Origin of the sequence: Fredinandcohnia onubensis, assembly GCF_002734285.1 — a bacterium.
Taxonomy (GTDB): domain Bacteria; phylum Bacillota; class Bacilli; order Bacillales; family Bacillaceae_L; genus Ferdinandcohnia; species Ferdinandcohnia onubensis_A.
This window is the reverse complement of the sequence record NZ_NSEA01000016.1, coordinates 134,251-152,926: the sequence shown is the minus strand read 5'-3', so window position 1 is coordinate 152,926 and position 18,676 is coordinate 134,251. Positions and strand designations below refer to the sequence as shown.

The following is an 18,676-nucleotide window of genomic DNA, read 5'->3' as shown; positions in this document are numbered from 1 at the left end:
GGGGAATGGAAATGAGTACGTTAGAGGTATATCGTCCTAAGCATCATGTTCGGTTTGTGACAGCTTCAAGCTTATTTGATGGGCATGATGCCTCGATCAATATTATGCGTCGCATCCTACAGGCGAGTGGTGCAGAGGTAATCCATCTTGGACATAACCGTTCCGTGGAGGAAGTTGTGAATGCAGCAATCCAAGAGGATGCGCAAGGTATCGCGATTTCCTCGTATCAGGGTGGCCATGTGGAATATTTTAAATATATGTATGATCTTTTGAAAGAGCGCGGAGCTTCCCATATTCGCATCTATGGCGGTGGTGGTGGAGTCATCATCCCTCGTGAAATTAAGGAACTTCATGAATACGGAATTGCTGGGATTTTTTCTCCAGATGATGGTCGCATTCTGGGTCTTCAAGGGATGATTAACAAGATGCTACAAGAGTGTGATTACCCAACAAGCACGGAGCTAACAGATGAGCTTGAGCTCCTTCAAAATGGGGACTACAATACAATCGCTAAGCTCATCACGATTGCGGAAAATCAAATTGGAGCCAACAATGAAACGGCTGCAGCTGCGCAAAATGCCATTCAAAAAGTAAAAGAACTTGAGAAAACAGTTCCAGTTGTGGGGATTACAGGTACAGGTGGGGCAGGAAAAAGCTCCCTCACGGACGAACTGATTCGCCGTTTTATTAATGAATTCGACGATAAAAAAGTGGCGATTTTATCTGTTGACCCAACAAAACAAAAAACAGGTGGTGCTTTACTCGGGGACCGAATCCGCATGAATGCCATTTTCTCTCCAAGGGTGTATATGCGAAGCCTTGCTACGAGAGGTTCAAAATCAGAATTGTCGCTAGCAATTAAAGATGCAATTGCAGTTGTAAAAGCAGCAGGCTTTGACTTAATCATTGTTGAAACAAGCGGAATTGGGCAAGGCGATGCCGAAATTACAGAGGTCTGTGACATCTCCATGTATGTCATGACAAGTGAATTTGGTGCGCCTTCACAGCTTGAAAAAATCGACATGATTGACTATGCTGATCTAATTGTAATTAACAAATTCGAACGTAAGGGTTCAGAAGATGCGAAGCGTCAAGTACAAAAGCAGTATCAGCGTAGCCACCTTTTATTTGAAAAAGACTATGAAGAAATGCCGGTATTCGGTACGATTGCAAGTCAGTTTAATGATCCAGGAACGAACGCGCTTTTTGCGAATTTAGTGGATAAAATCAATGGTAAAATGGGTACAGATTGGGAAACATCATTTGAAAAGACGGCAGATGTCCAAAAACAAAATGTGATTATCCCAAATGACCGCCGTTATTATCTGCGTGAGATTTCAGACACGGTTCGAAACTATCATAAAAAAGCAGCCGAACAAGTGGAGATTGCAAGAAAGCTATTCCAAATTAGCGGTACGATCGAAAGTGTGAAGGAACTTGGCAACGAAGAAGTCCTCAAAGCACTTGAAACACTTCAATCTCAATATGAAGCAAAGCTTTCGGATGAGTCGAAGAAAATCCTTGCAAACTGGGAATCTCTGAAGGAAACCTACAAGGGCGAAAAATTCATTACAAAAATTCGTGACAAGGAAATCGTGACGATTTTAAAAACCAAAAGTCTTTCTGGCCTGTCGATTCCGAAGATTTCTCTCCCAGGATTTAAAGATTTTGGGGAAATTCTCCATTGGGTCTACAAAGAAAATGTACCAGGTGAATTCCCTTATACAGCAGGTGTGTTTCCGTTCAAACGTGAAGGGGAAGATCCAAAGCGTCAGTTTGCCGGCGAAGGGACTCCAGATCGAACGAATCGCCGTTTTCATTATTTATCGAAGGATGATGATGCAAAACGCTTAAGTACAGCGTTTGACTCTGTAACTTTATATGGTGAAGACCCTGCCTATCGCCCAGATATTTATGGGAAAGTCGGGGAAAGTGGAGTCAGCGTTTGTACCCTTGATGATATGAAAAAGCTCTATAAGGGGTTTGACCTTTGTGCACCGTCTACTTCGGTTTCAATGACAATCAATGGACCAGCACCAATTATCCTTGCGATGTTCATGAATACTGCCATTCACCAACAGGTTGAAAAGCGTGAACAGGAGCTAGGTCGCATCTTAACGGTGGAGGAATTCCAAGAGGTACGCGCGAAAACATTACAGACAGTTCGTGGAACCGTTCAGGCGGATATTTTAAAAGAAGATCAAGGTCAAAATACGTGTATCTTCTCAACGGAATTTGCATTACGTATGATGGGAGATATCCAAGAATATTTCATTGATCATAAAGTAAGAAATTACTATTCAGTTTCCATTTCGGGTTATCATATTGCAGAAGCGGGTGCTAATCCGATTTCTCAACTCGCTTTTACCTTATCAAACGGGTTCACGTATGTGGAATATTACCTTAGCCGTGGAATGAATATTGATGATTTTGCACCAAACTTATCCTTCTTTTTTAGTAATGGGCTAGACCCAGAGTATACGGTAATTGGCCGGGTGGCACGCCGCATTTGGGCAACGGTCATGAGAGAAAAATATGGAGCAAATGAGCGTAGTCAAAAATTAAAGTACCATGTACAGACATCTGGACGCTCCCTCCACGCACAGGAAATTGATTTTAATGACATTCGTACGACACTGCAGGCACTAATGGCTCTTCAAGATAATTGTAACTCGCTGCATACGAATGCATACGATGAGGCCATTACAACACCAACCGAAGAATCGGTTCGCCGTGCGATGGCAATTCAGATGATTATTACGAAAGAGCATGGCTTAACGAAGAATGAAAATCCGCTTCAAGGTTCTTTTATTGTTGAGGAACTTACTGATTTAGTGGAAGAAGCTGTGCTTCAGGAATTCGACCGTCTAAATGATCGTGGTGGTGTTCTTGGCGCGATGGAAACACAGTATCAGCGCGGAAAAATCCAGGATGAGTCCATGTATTATGAGATGAAAAAGCATACGGGAGAGCTTCCGATCATTGGCGTAAATACGTATTTAAATCCTAACCCACCAACAGAGGAGGATTTAAACAATATCGAGCTCGCACGTGCAACAAAAGAAGAAAAAGAACTTCAAATTAAAAACTTAAAAAAATTTCAGGAACGAAATAAGGATAAAGTAGAAGAAGCATTAAAAAAACTAAAACAGGTTGCTGTTAACAATGGAAACATTTTTGAAGAATTGATGGAAACGGTTCAAGTCGCGAGTCTTGGCCAAATCACACAGGCGCTCTATGAAGTAGGCGGACAATACCGAAGAAATATGTAGAAAAAGATCGAGGCTGAGTCAAAAATGAATGACTCAGCCTTAAAATATGATAACACTGGCATAAAGTGGTTGATTTTGTTTATAATGAATGATATGTATTTTACAGAACTCTTTTTTATTTTTTATAAGAAGAATCCTGACAACATGTTTTTACCAGAATTCCAGTTACATACATAGAAAGGGAGTGCCTTGATGAGTCTCGATCAATACTCACCAGAGCAAATAAAAGAAATGTCAATGCTTGAAGTAGCGTATGAGATTTTCCTAGGGAGAAAAGATGCGATTACATTTAACGAGCTAGTTGACGAAATAACAAAAACTTTAGGGCTTTCAGAAGAAGAGGTTCGCACAAGAATTTCTCAGTTTTATACAGATCTCAATATCGATGGTCGTTTTATTACATTAGGTGATAATCGTTGGGGACTACGTACATGGTATCCATACGAGCAAATCGATGAAGAGGTTACTCATACTGAAAAGCCGAAGAAGAAGAAAAAGAGCAAGAAGAAGGATGAGGACGACGAACTCATTGGCTTCGACGATCTTGATGAAGATGATCTTGATTATGATGAAGACTTTGAAGAAGAAGACGAAGATGTAGATGACATCGAGGACGAAGACGAAGAAGATGATGAGGACTTTGATGACATCGACGACGAAGAGGACTTCGAGGATGACGATGAAGAACTTATCGATGATGAAGAATATGAGTTAGACGAGGAAGAAGAGGAAGAAGAAGAATTTGAAGAAGAGGAAGAAGACTAATCCTCAAGTTTTTAACAAGTTAAATTAAACTCAAACTCATATTGACTTTTTATTCTTATCTCGGTAGAATACTTTTTGGGCTCTAAAAAAAGAGTATCTACGAAACCATATTAAAGTTTCGCTCCCTTACATATTGTAAGTGGAGCTTTTTTATTTTATCCAGCATTAACTAGCTGTAAGCCCCCTTTGGAGGGCAATTGCCAGTTAATGTTTCACTTTATAGGAGTGCAAGGTTCGGTGAGTTAAATAATTTACCCCCGCACCAAGAAGAATTTTTTTATACATTTTGATTTTTTGAGCAAACTTTAACTAATTACATGATTGGGGGAAAAGAGAAAGATGACTAAATATATTTTCGTAACAGGTGGGGTTGTATCATCCCTAGGAAAAGGGATTGTTGCCGCATCTTTAGGCCGTTTATTGAAAAACCGAGGCATGAATGTAACGATTCAAAAATTTGATCCATACATAAATGTGGACCCAGGAACAATGAGTCCGTATCAGCATGGTGAAGTTTTCGTTACCGATGACGGTGCTGAAACAGACCTTGACTTAGGCCACTATGAGCGTTTTATTGACATTAACCTAAACAAATACAGCAACGTAACTACAGGTAAAATTTATTCAACTGTACTAAAGAAAGAGCGTCGTGGTGATTATTTAGGGGCAACAGTTCAGGTTATTCCACACATCACAAACGAAATCAAAGAAAGAGTTTTTCGTTCTGGACGTGAAACAAATGCAGATGTCGTGATCACTGAAATCGGTGGTACGGTTGGAGACATCGAGTCATTACCTTTCTTAGAAGCAGTTCGTCAAATTAAAAGTGATGTTGGCGCACGCAATGTAATGTATGTACATTGTACGCTTGTTCCTTACATTAAGGCTGCTGGAGAAATGAAGACAAAGCCAACCCAGCATAGTGTTAAAGAACTTCGTAGCCTTGGTATTCAGCCAAATATCATTGTTGTTCGTACAGAAATGCCAATTTCTGAAGATATGAAAGAGAAAATTGCGTTATTCTGTGACATCGATCCAAAAGCGGTTATTGAGAGCCGTGACGCGGAAACATTATATTCAATTCCGTTATCTCTTCAGGAGCAAGGTATTGACCAAATTGCGTGCGAGCATCTTCAACTCGATTGCCAAGAAGCAGACATGACAGATTGGATACAACTTGTTGAGAAAGTGACACACCTTACAAAAACAACGAATATTGCGTTAGTCGGAAAATATGTCGAGCTTCAGGATGCGTATCTTTCTGTTGCAGAAGCTTTAAAGCATGCCGGCTATGCATTTGACGCTGATATCAACATCAACTGGGTGAACTCTGAGGAAGTAACAGATGAGAATGTTGCAGAATTACTTGCTGGCTCAGATGGGATTCTAGTTCCAGGCGGTTTCGGTGACCGCGGAGTGGAAGGGAAAATTGTAGCCCTCAAATATGCGAGAGAGACAAAAACACCATTACTCGGTATTTGTCTTGGAATGCAGCTAGCATCTGTTGAGTTTGCACGAAATGTACTAGGTTTAGAAGGAGCACATTCTGCGGAACTTAACCCTGATACTCCTCATCCAATTATTGACCTTTTACCAGAGCAAAAAGATGTTGAGGATTTAGGTGGAACACTTCGTCTTGGCCTCTTCCCTTGTAAAATTGAAGAAGGCACAAAGGCGTATGAAGCATACAATGATGAAGTGGTATATGAGCGCCACCGTCACCGTTATGAGTTCAATAACCATTATCGTCAAGCAATGGAAGCAGCAGGCTTTGTCTTCTCAGGGACAAGCCCAGACGGACGTCTTGTGGAAATCATTGAGTTGAAAGACCACCCTTGGTTTGTGGCTTCTCAATTCCACCCAGAATTTAAATCAAGACCAAACCGCCCACAGCCATTGTTCAGAGAATTTATTAAAGCATCATTAACTCAAGCTGAAAAAATGTAATAAAAAAAGCGAGTGATAGTTCACTCGCTTTTTATTATGTGTAATGTGGTGAAAAACGGAACATTACTCAATTTAATCCTATTCAAATTCCTCGACCATTTCTTTGATTGTAAATTTTAGACCGTAATAGGCATATAGAGCGGTCATCACGCTTGGGAAGCCAAAACGGGTTCCATCATCATCAGGGATGAGTGGCTTTTGCAGCTTACTGTCGATATGAATATCGGCGCTCTTCTCAAGAGTGCGTTCATCTTCCGTTTTTACAATTGCGGAAATCGCTACCGTTTGGATTCCTTTACCGCGCAGTTCTTCTGCAAGCTTAATGGCTTCTTCATCGGTAGAAAATCTAGTGATCAAAAGAACAGAGTCAACATCTTCAATCTCGTTCATTTTTCCATCAGTAAATAAGGGCTTTGCAGACTTTAATGGTTCAGCACCAGCCAACGCCTCGGTTGCAACTGCTGCCATTTCGCCAAAACCATGTACAAAAACTGTACCATCACTAATGACTGACTGAGCGAGGATCCTAGCCCCATCCTCCATATTCATTTCCTCATGCTCCATAATTCTCTTAAACTGACCTTGAAGCTGTGTAGTAAAAATTTTTAACATAAATGTAAATTTCCTTTCTTGTCGATAGACTTATTTCCATATATTATCATAATAACGTTATACGAAAAAAATAAGAAATGATGTCGAAATATGTTGTACTAATTGTTTCGGTCTTGGAAGTAAAAGTTTTTTTAGGTAAAAAGCAGGAAATTAAGTAGGTATGGTAGAATTAAAAATGAATAACGATATAATAATATTCGAAAAAACGAACGTAACTAAAAACGATCGTGGAAGACAAAGGATTTTATCCAACTATTTTTATCTATTTAAGGGGGGTTTTTCAAGAATGTCAGAAAAAATCTTAATTGTGGATGATCAATACGGAATACGGATTCTATTAAACGAAGTTTTTCAAAAAGAAGGTTATAAGACATTCCAAGCAGCTAATGGGGTACAAGCAATCGATATCGTTCAAAAGCACTCTCCAGATTTGGTCTTATTAGATATGAAAATCCCTGGTATGGATGGTATTGAAATTTTAAAAAGGCTGAAAAAAATAAACCAGGATATTCGGGTAATCATTATGACAGCTTATGGTGAACTTGATATGATCCAGGAAGCGAAAGATTTGGGAGCAATTACCCATTTTGCAAAGCCGTTTGACATTGATGAGCTTCGTGAAGCAGTGAGAGCAAATATCCCATTAAAATCTGAATAAAAAACACAAAAAATACAAAATAGCGATATGAACAAATTGGAAACGCTTCACGAAAAATTGTGAAACATTCCTGTATTGCGAAATCAAAATCTTGTGATATGCTTAGTACTGTATTGTTGCTATTCCTTAACACAAAGGGCATTTTTGTGTGCTTTTTGTCTGTTAATTTCTAACACGAGCTTACATATTATGATTTTATTTCGGTCATTCTATTAGGTGATACGAAATCTGTGGAATAGGTATACAATAACTCGGTGAGACTTTGCCGTGGTTCTATCGTGTATAGGGATAATGCCTTAATTTACACAATAAAACGGTACAAAAGGAGGAAATTCACATGCCTTTGGTTTCAATGAAAGAAATGCTTGAAAAAGCAAAAGCAGAAGGGTATGCAGTAGGTCAATTTAACATTAACAATCTTGAATTTACACAAGCTATTTTACAAGCTGCTCAAGAGGAAAATTCACCAGTTATTCTAGGTGTTTCTGAAGGTGCTGGCCGATATATGGGTGGATTTAAAGTTGTAGTTGCAATGGTTAAAGCGATTATGGAAGAATCCAATATCACAGTTCCAGTTGCTATTCATCTTGATCATGGTTCTTCATTCGAGAATTGTGCGAAAGCTATTCACGCTGGATTCACATCTGTTATGATTGATGCTTCTCATCATCCATTTGAAGAGAACATTGAGATTACTTCTAAAGTAGTTGAGCTTGCACATTTCCACGGAGTTTCTGTAGAAGCTGAGCTTGGTACTGTTGGTGGACAAGAAGATGACGTAATAGCTGAAGGTGTTATCTATGCAGATGTTAATGAGTGTGTTGAGCTTGTTAACCGCACTGGTATTGATTGCTTAGCTCCAGCTTTAGGTTCTGTTCACGGTCCTTACAAAGGTGAACCAAACCTTGGTTTCAAAGAGATGGAAGAAATCGGTAACAAAACTGGTTTACCGCTCGTACTTCACGGTGGAACAGGTATTCCAACAAAAGATATTCAAAAATCAATTTCTCTTGGAACAGCTAAAATCAACGTTAACACAGAAAACCAAATTGCTTCAGCGAAAGCAGTTCGTGAAACATTAGCTGCTAAGACAGAAGAGTATGATCCACGTAAATATTTAGGACCTGCTCGTGATGCAATTCGTGAAACTGTTAAAGGCAAAATGCGTGAATTTGGTTCCTCTGGAAAAGCTAACGCGTAAGTAACCTTTTGGATGTAAAAAACGTCTAATTAAATAGATTGGAGAATGGTCTCCAACCCAAAAAAAAGCCGCTTATTTCCTGTTATTGACAACATGATTTGGAGATAGCGGTTTTCTTGCGTTATAATAAGAATTGCGCAAGGAGTTTTTTGGAAAAACCTTGCCGATTTAGATGGGAGTCTAGGGGTAATTACAGGTAATCAAACACAAAAAAAGTGGAAGGAGCTGATTTGTGTAACTTACCCATAAAATTTGAAACTTAGACGAACGCTATAACGTATAAGGACTTAGACCTTCAACAAGAATCACTTCAAACACACTAAATGCCACGTTAAATGATCTCAATATGAATAAGAAAGAACGCTTCTTTTGTAGTACGAACTTTGACCTATTGATTTTTTCTTCTATAGGTGAATTTGCTTGTTTTAATGAAAAAGGATAAAATGATACATGATTTTCCGATTTTCATGTAAACTAAGAGTTAATACTCGTATAGTTCTGTATTCAATCTATGTTAAAATATACCAATTCGAGTGAAGTGTCGTTATGATTATGTAACGTAAACAAGGGAAAAGGGCTGCCTAAAGTTAGTTTTCTTCCGGAAAATATTCCGGACAGGTTGTATCCGTGGCAATTCGAGAATTCCCTTACAAAACCGTCATCTTCGCTAGAAGGGAGCCACATATGGAAAAACTAAAAATAGCAGGCGGTTATCCACTAAAAGGATCTGTAAAAATCAGCGGGGCAAAGAATAGTGCAGTTGCCCTCATTCCAGCAACAATCCTAGCAGAAACGCCAGTAACAATTGAGGGACTACCAGATATTTCTGACGTGCAAATTTTAGGTGATTTGCTTGAAGAAATTGGTGGCCACGTATCAATAAGTAAAGAAGAAATTTATGTTGACCCGTCAAATATTGTCTCAATGCCACTACCAAATGGTAAAGTCAAAAAACTTCGTGCATCCTATTATTTAATGGGGGCAATGCTTGGTCGTTTTAAAAAGGCAGTAATTGGTCTACCAGGTGGATGTCACCTAGGACCACGACCAATTGACCAGCATATTAAAGGCTTCGAAGCACTTGGGGCTAAGGTGACCAATGAGCAAGGTGCAATCTATCTTCGTGCTGACGAGTTAAGAGGTGCCCGCATTTACCTTGATGTTGTGAGTGTCGGAGCAACCATTAATATCATGTTAGCAGCAGTGCGTGCTAAAGGTCGTACTGTCATTGAAAATGCGGCAAAAGAACCTGAAATTATTGATGTTGCAACATTATTAACAAGCATGGGGGCAAAAATTAAGGGAGCCGGAACAGATGTCATCCGTATTGATGGCGTAGATTCTCTACAAGGCTGCCGCCATACGATTATTCCTGACCGCATTGAAGCTGGTACATATATGATTATCGGTGCCGCAATGGGTGAAGGTGTATTAATTGATAATGTTATCCCACTTCACTTGGAATCACTGATTGCCAAATTCCGTGAGATGGGTGTTTCGGTTGAAACAAGTGACGACCAAATTTGGATTGCTGGTAATAAGAACTTAAAGTCTGTTGATATCAAGACACTGGTTTATCCAGGGTTTCCGACTGACCTCCAGCAGCCTTTTACATCCTTGCTAACAAAAGCAAGTGGAACAGGCGTTGTAACAGATACGATTTATGGTGCAAGATTTAAGCATATCGATGAGCTTCGTCGTATGAATGCTCAAATTAAAGTTGAAGGCCGTTCAGCGATCGTCACCGGACCTGTTCAGCTTCAAGGTGCAAAGGTCAAAGCAAGTGATTTACGTGCAGGTGCTGCACTAGTTGTTGCTGGGTTAATGGCAGAAGGTGTAACTGAAATTACTGGCCTTGAGCATATCGACCGTGGCTATAGTCATTTAGAAGAAAAACTAACAGGCTTAGGTGCAACTATTTGGAGAGAAAGCCTAACAGAAGAAGAAATTGAACAACTCCAAAATTCGTAATTGGATAGAAAATTCAAACTCCCACTACAAAAAGTGGGAGTTTTCATGTATCCTTATAAAGAAAAGTAGAGAGAAGACGTTTTTGTTATGTAAAGGTTATGTGAAAAAATAGAATCAAATTATTAGCTAGGGGGAAGAGAGTGTGGAAAGAAGCTTATCGATGGAGCTTGTACGTGTAACAGAAGCAGCGGCATTAGCATCAGCTCGTTGGATGGGTCGCGGTAAAAAGGATGAAGCAGATGGAGCAGCAACTTCTGCGATGCGAGATGTGTTTGACACGATTCCAATGAAGGGACAAGTTGTCATTGGAGAAGGAGAAATGGACGAGGCTCCAATGCTATATATTGGCGAAAAGCTTGGAAACGGCTATGGTCCAAGAGTTGACGTAGCAGTGGATCCAGTTGAAGGAACCAATATCGTGGCTTCAGGAGGATGGAACGCACTTTCTGTTCTAGCAGTTGCAGACCATGGCAACTTACTTCATGCCCCAGATATGTATATGGAAAAAATCGCAGTCGGCCCTGAAGCGGTTGGATTAATCGATATTAACGCACCGATAATCGATAACCTTAAAGCAGTAGCAAGAGCGAAAAATAAGGACATTGAAGATGTCGTAGCAACGGTTTTAAACCGTCCAAGACACGAGCACATCATTTCACAGCTTCGTGAAGCAGGAGCTCGAATCAAGTTAATCGATGATGGTGACGTTGCGGGTGCCATTAATACAGCATTTGACCATACGGGTGTAGACATTTTATTTGGTTCAGGCGGTGCCCCGGAAGGTGTTCTTTCAGCAGTTGCATTGAAATGTCTAGGTGGCGAAATTCAAGGTAAGCTTCTACCTCAAAACGATGAAGAGATTGCTCGTTGCATCAAAATGGGACTAGATGTTTCAAAAATTCTTAAAATGGAAGATTTAGTTAGTGGAGATGACGCGATTTTTGCAGCAACAGGTGTCACAGATGGTGAGCTATTACGTGGAGTGCAGTTTAAGGGATCAATCGGAACCACTCATTCACTTGTTATGCGTGCGAAATCAGGAACTGTTAGATTCATAGATGGTAGACACAGCTTAAAGAAAAAGCCCAATCTAGTAATGAAATAAAGTAGAGGCGAGTCTTTGTACTCGCTTCTCTTGTTTACTTTTACCCATACGTGTATTAGCTAAACAGCTTTTTGACCCCGAAACTTCAAACTCTATCAAAATAATGGTATTGATTAAAAATACAAGAATAGGGTAAAATAAAGAAGACTATTTAAACTTCAATTAATTCATGAATAGGGATTCCAATTTCCTAAACAAAAATGAGTACCGCGGTAAAACTTCTATGCAATCCTCATAATGCTTCTTTATCATTTAATCCATACCGTTACATATAAAATGTTTCATCTATCTCTTGTTGCGTAAGAGAAAAGTGCGAAAACGCTTTTATATAATGGACGAATGAACCAATCATCAAATGCGCTTTGGCGGGCGTCATAACCAAATCAATTGGAGAGCATTTACGAGTAAGTAGAAATCATTTTAAACTAGAAAAAGAGTGGTGTACGAATGAGTATTACAATTTCAAGCCTAGAAAACATGAAGCTAAAAGAATTATACGAATTAGCACGTGAATTTAAGGTTTCTTATTATAGCAAGTTAACGAAGAAAGAATTGATTTTTGCAATCTTAAAAGCACGGGCAGAGCAGGACGGCCTTTTATTTATGGAAGGTGTTCTAGAAATTATCCAATCAGAAGGATTCGGATTCCTTCGTCCAATCAACTATTCTCCATCGTCTGAGGATATCTATATTTCTGCATCCCAAATCCGTCGTTTTGACTTAAGAAACGGGGATAAGGTATCAGGTAAAGTGCGTCCTCCAAAGGAAAATGAACGTTATTATGGACTACTTCACGTGGAGGCTGTTAACGGCGATGATCCAGAATCAGCAAAGGAACGTGTTCACTTCCCAGGTCTAACACCTTTATATCCTGATCGTCAAGTTATCTTAGAAACCAAGCCAAATCATATTTCAACTCGAATTATGGACATTTTAGCACCGGTTGGTTTCGGACAACGTGGATTAATTGTGGCGCCTCCAAAGGCTGGTAAAACGATGCTGATTAAGGAAATTGCAAACAGCATTACAACGAACCATCCAGAGGCTGAGCTGATCGTATTATTAATCGACGAGCGCCCAGAAGAAGTTACAGACATCGAACGCTCAGTAGCAGGGGATGTTGTAAGTTCTACTTTTGATGAGGTTCCTGAAAACCATATTAAGGTTGCTGAACTTGTATTAGAAAGGGCTATGCGTCTTGTTGAGCACAAACGCGATGTCATTATCTTAATGGATAGTATTACTCGTCTAGCAAGAGCATATAACCTTGTCATCCCGCCAAGTGGACGTACATTATCAGGGGGTATTGACCCTGCTGCATTCCACCGTCCAAAGCGTTTCTTTGGGGCAGCGAGAAATATTGAAGAGGGCGGAAGCTTAACCATTTTAGCGACTGCACTTGTTGACACAGGTTCGCGTATGGATGACGTAATCTATGAGGAATTCAAAGGTACTGGTAACATGGAGCTTCACCTTGATCGTTCACTCGCAGAAAGACGTATTTTCCCTGCGATCGATATTCGTCGTTCTGGTACAAGAAAAGAAGAACTACTTATCGAAAAAGACAAGCTGGATAAAATTTGGGCAATTCGAAAAGCAATGTCAGATTCTCCAGATTTTGCTGAGAAATTTTTACGTCGACTTAAGCAAACTAAAACAAATGCAGAGTTCTTTGAAATGCTTGAGGCAGAAAAGAAAGCGGCAGCTGCTAGAAGAAGCGGCAATCGTTCTGATTCGTAAGGTAAATACACACTAAAGCTTGTGACTGCTTCAAATTTGTGTTTGAAAAAATATTGCGAATTGGCGATTTTTAACAGCAGGATTAAGTTGCAATTCAGTGATTCACTTGTTATAATTTCAACATGTGCGTTTTAGGTATTTAAAATGATAGCTAAAACGTAACTCTGTTTCGATCAATGATTCAGGGCGGAAGGAGATGAGACGAATGAAATCAGGAATTCATCCAAACTACAAAAAAGTTATGGTGAAATGTGCTTGTGGAAACGAATTTGAAACTGGTTCTGTAAAAGAAGGGATCCGCGTTGAGGTTTGCTCAGAGTGTCACCCATTCTATACAGGCCGTCAGAAGTTCGCTGATGCAGGTGGACGTGTAGATAAATTCAACAAAAAATACGGTATTAAATAATATCGGTTTGAAAGCCAAAAACAGGCAAGTTTTTTCTTCTTGCCTGTTTTTTTTGCTACTAAACCTATTTTTTCTCGCAATTATAGATACTTACCTCTTAAAAAAAATCCTCAAACCCATAGTCAATTAGTTGGCTCGGTAGAAACAACCCGAGGAAAGGAGACTTTCGTTTCATGTATATTATGAAGCAAAGTGGCTGGCTTGAAGTAATTTGTGGAAGCATGTTTTCAGGAAAATCCGAAGAACTGATTCGACGTGTACGTCGTACTGAATTCGCAAGACAATCCGTTCAGGTGTTTAAGCCTCAAATAGATAATCGATATAGTGAAAATTCCGTTGTGTCGCATAATGGTTCATCGTTTATAGCAAAACCAGTTGCAACCTCAGCTGATCTTTTAAAAGAGGTCTCTGCGGATACAGATGTAGTTGCAATTGATGAAGTTCAATTTTTTGATGATGAGATTGTAGAAGTGGTTCAAACACTTGCAAATCGTGGCCATCGTGTAATCGTTGCTGGCTTGGACCAAGATTTCCGAGGAGAGCCATTTGGGAAAGTGCCTGAGCTACTTTCGCTAGCTGAGCTCGTTACTAAATTACAGGCGGTTTGTTCAGTCTGTGGTTCACCATCAAGCAGAACACAACGCCTGATTAATGGACAACCTGCATCCTATGATGATCCAATTATTTTAGTAGGTGCTTCGGAGTCATATGAGCCACGTTGCCGTCACCATCATGAAGTACCAGGAAAACCATTATTGCAAGCTGCTGTTCAAAAGGATACATTGAAATTATAAGGCGCTCCTGATGGGGGTGCTTTTTCTTTTCGGGCATAAAAAAAGACCAGGTTTGATTGTCCTGATCTTAAAAGAGGAATCCTAGGACTCTTTTACGTTTTCTTGAACCTTCTACTTTTTCGAGTGTAATGGCAGTTTGTTTTTGTAGCTCTTCCTTTTCTCTTTCAAGCTGTTCGATATAGTCCTCCATCTTTTGCATCCTCTTCTGTAGTTCATCAATTTCCTTGCGATGTTGAAGAAGCTGATAGGAAACAACGTCACTCGCTTTTTCTTGAATTTGTCTTTCGTTTTCTTTAATTCGATCCATGATTGTGTTTAGCTTTTCTGAGAGTGTTTTATCTGATGCTTGAACCATTTTCCGTGCGGTCCCCTTCCTAGGCGCTGGTGTCGATAATTCGATTTTATCAGAAGGGACACCAGATTTCACTTGATTCCGTATTCCTTCGAATAGTGGAAAATCTGTTTCCTCAAATACATAGTGTCCGTATTCGTTTTTCGCACATTGTAAATTAAAGATTTTAATCCATTTCCGAACCGTTTTTGTTGATACCCCCAATTTTTTCGCGAACTGCGCAGTATTCACACCAATCAATCCCCCTATTTCTCTGTTTTTATATTCACTGTCTTTCTTCCGATTCTTTATCTACTACTACGATTCTCCTTTTATCGATAAAATCCTTCCGTCTAGACAAAACTAGAACCTTTTCGTCAAAGAAAGAACCAATCCAACATAATATCTGTAATTCGACAGCGAAATTTGGGAGAGAATGATTATAAGGTTATTGTGTCTAGCTCCAGCGCCTAGCCCCTCGAGGTCATAAGCCAATCCGTCAAGAAGGATAAAAAGCATCCTTCTCGCCAGCTTTTCTTATGCTTGTCAGACTTGCACAGGAAGTGCTGACATCGACGTTTGCCACAGGACGTGGCAGTAGTTAGTCGATGTTCCGTTTTTCAAGGCGCCTGCGCTTTTCGTTTGTAATTTGCTTTGACGATGTGGGTACCCTATACTATAATTATACTGTTATGGACTAAATTTTGAGGTGAAGAACGTGTTCGATCGTTTAGCGGCTGTTGAAGCCCGATATGAAAAACTAAATGAACTATTGAGTGACCCGGATATCGTAAGTGATACAAACAAACTACGTGAATATTCAAAAGAACAATCTGATATACAAGAGACGGTAGAGAAGTATAGAGAGTACAAAGAGGTTAAGGAACAGTTAACCGATGCAAAAGCAATGCTTGAAGAGAAGCTTGATGCAGAGATGCGTGAAATGGTGAAGGAAGAAATCAACGAGCTCGAGGACCAGATGGAAGACCTTGAAGAGCGCCTGCACGTGTTACTATTGCCGAAGGATCCGAATGATGACAAAAACGTTATCATGGAAATTCGCGGAGCTGCAGGTGGAGATGAGGCTGCGCTATTTGCTGGTGACCTTTACCGCATGTACAGCCGCTTTGCTGAGCAACAAGGCTGGAAGACTGAAGTTATGGATACAAACTCAACTGGTGTTGGCGGATATAAAGAGATTATCTTTATGATTAGCGGAAAAGGTGCTTATTCGAAATTGAAGTTCGAAAATGGAGCACACCGTGTGCAACGTGTACCTGAAACAGAGTCTGGTGGACGTATCCATACATCAACTGCAACTGTAGCGGTATTACCTGAAGCAGAAGAGGTTGAAGTCGAAATTCATGAAAAGGATATTCGTGTCGATACGTTTGCATCCAGTGGACCTGGAGGACAAAGTGTTAACACCACAATGTCAGCGGTTCGTTTAACGCATTTGCCAACTGGAACTGTAGTTTCCTGTCAGGATGAGAAATCGCAAATCAAAAACAAGGAAAAAGCAATGAAAGTATTGCGTGCCCGTGTTTATGATAAATTCCAACGGGAAGTACAAGCGGAATATGACCAAAACCGTAAACAAGCCGTAGGTACAGGTGACCGTTCAGAGCGTATCCGTACGTACAATTTCCCACAAAACCGTGTAACTGACCACCGTATCGGGTTAACGATTCAAAAGCTTGATCAAATCCTAACAGGGAAACTTGATGAAGTTATTGATGCTCTCATCATGGAAGACCAAGCAAGAAAAATGGAGCAAGCCGAATAATGGCAGAATTTCATAAAATATTCGAAGCCCTCAAATGGGCTTCTTCTTTTTTACGGGAACATGGTCGGGAAGAAAATATCGGGGAAATGCTGTTATGTCATTATTTAGAGTTAAGTCGGGCTCAACTTCTTGCAGAAATTAGAGAAGAGCTTCCTCCTGCTGTGAAGGAGAAGTTTGTAGCAGCTATCGAGAAAGTGGTGAGTGGAATTCCAGTCCAACACATCATGGGCTATGAGGAGTTTTACGGGCGTAAATTTTTAGTGAATGAGGAAGTCTTGATTCCAAGACCTGAGACGGAAGAATTGGTTCAAGGGTTACTTGCAAGGATTGGACGGTTGTATCCTACAACAGACGTGATTAAAGTCGTGGATGTTGGGACCGGGAGTGGAGCGATATCGATCACGCTTGCTCTTGAAAACAATCGACTAGATGTAATGACAGTGGATATTGCAAAGGCTTCTATTGATGTGGCGCAGGAAAATGCAGATCGGTTAGGCGCGAAGGTAAGGTTTATTGAAGGTGACTTATTAGGACCGTTAATAGAAGAAGGACAAAAGGTCGATGTGGTTGTATCCAATCCACCATATATTCCAGAAGATGATATTGCAACGTTATCAACGGTTGTGAAGGATCATGAACCTCTACGGGCTTTAGTGGGTGGCCAAGATGGATTGGATTTCTATCGCCGATTTATGAAGGAGAAACCTCTCGTTTTAAAAGAAAGAGGGATAGTGGCCTTTGAAGTGGGTGTTGGTCAGGGGGAAGATGTTGCACAAATGCTACGTGTTACTTTTCCTGAAGCAAAAGTTGAAGTGGTTAACGACATAAATGGAAAAGACCGTATGGTTTTTGCTGAAATAGGTTTTTAAAAGGGCTTGGCGTAGGTGCCAAGCCTTTTTTGATGGTGCAGAGGATGGATTGCGTGATGTTACGCTTTTTTGCGTTTTAATTACGTTAATTGCGTGATCCTGAACGAGAAGTGCGTTATAAGGTCAATTATTCCACGTTACCATTTTTCTAGTAGTTCTTCTTCCAAGAAATAAAATAAGCAATGATCTGTATTAATGGATACAGCAAAAATAAGATTATTGGGTAGTATGGAGCTTTGTCTGAGATGAATGGATAGAGTAAAAATAGGCTCGTGATAATTGGGAATGTGTACCACATACTGATATAAGAAGCTCGACATGCTTTTCCGGTGAGTTCCTTTTCACGTTCATCTCCTTCTTCAAATTCGGTCGGCAACAAAAATACGTTTTTCCATGACTTTCGTTTCTTTTTTAATTTTGGGTACGTAAATATGGTAAAAAGAGTGCCTACTATGATTGCGATAAAAATGGGTAACGTGTTTACCTCAATGGTCCATGGTGGTTCTTGATTGGTTTTTACGATTTTGGCAAAGTCCATTTGTGCATAATACATTGACGATAAGGCCCAGCCCATAAGCATGATTGAAACAATCGAATACATCACATTACGAACAATACTCATCTTCACTCATCCTCCAAATAAAAAATTTTTTCGATTGGCAAGTTAAACGTTCTTGCGATATTCATTGCGAGCAATAGTGATGGTACATAGCTTCCTTTTTCCAATGCCACAATCGTTTGCCGCGTCACGTTCACTTTTTCAGCAAGTGCACCCTGTGTAAGATTGTGCTTTGCACGGAGCTCCTTCACACGATTTTTAATGTCCATTGGCAATATCCTCCAAATGTTTCTGCCTTTATTGTATGGTAAACTATACATTTTGTAAAGTCAACTTTACATCTATATTTAAAAATGATTTAAAAACCTAATCCTGGTCGCTCGGTCCAAGTCCTTCTCCTATTTGGGCACACTGCCGGTAGTTCCTTCCCCATGCAGTCAGAATCAGGCATGTATTCAGACTCGCTGCTCGCAATTCCTGTTCGTGCAGTCGGAATCAGCCACGTATTCTGACTCGCTGGCTGCAATTCCTGCTTGTGTTGTCAGAATCAGGCGTGTATTCAGACTCGCTGGCTGCAATTCCTGCTTGTGTTGTCAGAATCGGGCGTGTATTCTGACTCGCTGATCGTAATTCTTTTTCGTACTGTCAGAATCAGGCGTG

Annotated in this window: 16 protein-coding genes; 12 read left to right on the top strand and 4 right to left on the bottom strand. The window is 40.1% G+C overall.

Annotated elements, in window-relative coordinates:
• Positions 1-11 precede the first annotated feature (11 nt).
• From icmF to CKJ95_RS16805, 3 genes are all read left to right on the top strand, one after another.
• On the top strand, positions 12-3,272 hold the full coding sequence (gene icmF / locus CKJ95_RS16815) for a fused isobutyryl-CoA mutase/GTPase IcmF (RefSeq protein ID WP_099354613.1): 3,261 nt from the start codon (positions 12-14) through the stop codon (positions 3,270-3,272).
• A 192-nt stretch (positions 3,273-3,464) separates the two neighbouring features.
• Positions 3,465-4,037 carry a DNA-directed RNA polymerase subunit delta gene (rpoE, locus tag CKJ95_RS16810; protein WP_099354612.1) on the top strand — a complete coding sequence of 191 codons (573 nt, stop codon included), beginning with the start codon at positions 3,465-3,467 and terminating at the stop codon, positions 4,035-4,037.
• 339 nt (positions 4,038-4,376) lie between these two features.
• Positions 4,377-5,984: a CTP synthase gene (locus CKJ95_RS16805; protein ID WP_099354611.1), complete on the top strand. Its 1,608-nt coding sequence runs from the start codon at positions 4,377-4,379 to the stop codon at positions 5,982-5,984.
• A gap of 78 nt (positions 5,985-6,062) precedes the next feature.
• On the opposite strand, the gene CKJ95_RS16800 is transcribed toward CKJ95_RS16805, so the two are convergent.
• Positions 6,063-6,596: a DUF2529 domain-containing protein gene (locus tag CKJ95_RS16800; RefSeq protein WP_099354610.1), complete on the bottom strand. Its 534-nt coding sequence runs from the start codon at positions 6,594-6,596 to the stop codon at positions 6,063-6,065.
• A gap of 286 nt (positions 6,597-6,882) precedes the next feature.
• Here CKJ95_RS16800 and CKJ95_RS16795 point away from each other — a divergent pair, with 286 nt between their 5' ends.
• From CKJ95_RS16795 to CKJ95_RS16765, 7 genes are all read left to right on the top strand, one after another.
• Positions 6,883-7,254 carry a response regulator gene (locus CKJ95_RS16795; RefSeq protein ID WP_010677224.1) on the top strand — a complete coding sequence of 124 codons (372 nt, stop codon included), beginning with the start codon at positions 6,883-6,885 and terminating at the stop codon, positions 7,252-7,254.
• A gap of 337 nt (positions 7,255-7,591) precedes the next feature.
• Complete coding sequence (locus CKJ95_RS16790; protein WP_099354609.1) at positions 7,592-8,455, top strand: class II fructose-bisphosphate aldolase; 864 nt, start codon at positions 7,592-7,594, stop codon at positions 8,453-8,455.
• Between the two features lie 684 nt (positions 8,456-9,139).
• Entirely contained in the window at positions 9,140-10,426 is a 1,287-nt protein-coding gene (locus tag CKJ95_RS16785; RefSeq protein WP_099354608.1) for a UDP-N-acetylglucosamine 1-carboxyvinyltransferase, read from the top strand.
• A 142-nt stretch (positions 10,427-10,568) separates the two neighbouring features.
• The gene (glpX, locus tag CKJ95_RS16780) at positions 10,569-11,531 is read left to right on the top strand and encodes a class II fructose-bisphosphatase (RefSeq protein WP_099354607.1); all 963 of its coding nucleotides are present in this window, start codon (positions 10,569-10,571) and stop codon (positions 11,529-11,531) included.
• Between the two features lie 447 nt (positions 11,532-11,978).
• A complete protein-coding gene (gene rho, locus CKJ95_RS16775) occupies positions 11,979-13,271 on the top strand; it encodes a transcription termination factor Rho (RefSeq protein WP_099354606.1) in 1,293 nt (430 codons plus the stop codon).
• A gap of 205 nt (positions 13,272-13,476) precedes the next feature.
• Complete coding sequence (gene rpmE, locus CKJ95_RS16770) at positions 13,477-13,677, top strand: 50S ribosomal protein L31 (protein WP_099354605.1); 201 nt, start codon at positions 13,477-13,479, stop codon at positions 13,675-13,677.
• Between the two features lie 173 nt (positions 13,678-13,850).
• Positions 13,851-14,471: a thymidine kinase gene (locus tag CKJ95_RS16765; protein WP_099354604.1), complete on the top strand. Its 621-nt coding sequence runs from the start codon at positions 13,851-13,853 to the stop codon at positions 14,469-14,471.
• A gap of 67 nt (positions 14,472-14,538) precedes the next feature.
• Here the strand turns inward: CKJ95_RS16765 and CKJ95_RS16760 are convergent, their stop codons facing one another.
• The gene (locus CKJ95_RS16760) at positions 14,539-15,054 is read right to left on the bottom strand and encodes a MerR family transcriptional regulator (protein ID WP_180271556.1); all 516 of its coding nucleotides are present in this window, start codon (positions 15,052-15,054) and stop codon (positions 14,539-14,541) included.
• A 457-nt stretch (positions 15,055-15,511) separates the two neighbouring features.
• Here CKJ95_RS16760 and prfA point away from each other — a divergent pair, with 457 nt between their 5' ends.
• Together prfA and prmC are read left to right on the top strand one after the other, a co-directional pair.
• Positions 15,512-16,588 carry a peptide chain release factor 1 gene (gene prfA, locus CKJ95_RS16755; RefSeq protein WP_099354602.1) on the top strand — a complete coding sequence of 359 codons (1,077 nt, stop codon included), beginning with the start codon at positions 15,512-15,514 and terminating at the stop codon, positions 16,586-16,588.
• Positions 16,588-17,457, top strand: coding sequence for a peptide chain release factor N(5)-glutamine methyltransferase (gene prmC, locus CKJ95_RS16750; RefSeq protein WP_099354601.1), 870 nt, complete (start codon positions 16,588-16,590; stop codon positions 17,455-17,457). The genes prfA and prmC overlap by 1 nt, the downstream gene beginning before the upstream one ends.
• 148 nt (positions 17,458-17,605) lie before the next feature.
• Here the strand turns inward: prmC and CKJ95_RS16745 are convergent, their stop codons facing one another.
• Both CKJ95_RS16745 and CKJ95_RS16740 read right to left on the bottom strand, forming a co-directional pair.
• Complete coding sequence (locus CKJ95_RS16745; RefSeq protein ID WP_099354600.1) at positions 17,606-18,079, bottom strand: hypothetical protein; 474 nt, start codon at positions 18,077-18,079, stop codon at positions 17,606-17,608.
• 2 nt (positions 18,080-18,081) lie between these two features.
• Positions 18,082-18,285 (bottom strand): helix-turn-helix transcriptional regulator, encoded by a 204-nt coding sequence (locus tag CKJ95_RS16740; RefSeq protein ID WP_099354599.1) that lies wholly within the window; start codon positions 18,283-18,285, stop codon positions 18,082-18,084.
• Positions 18,286-18,676: the final 391 nt, after the last annotated feature.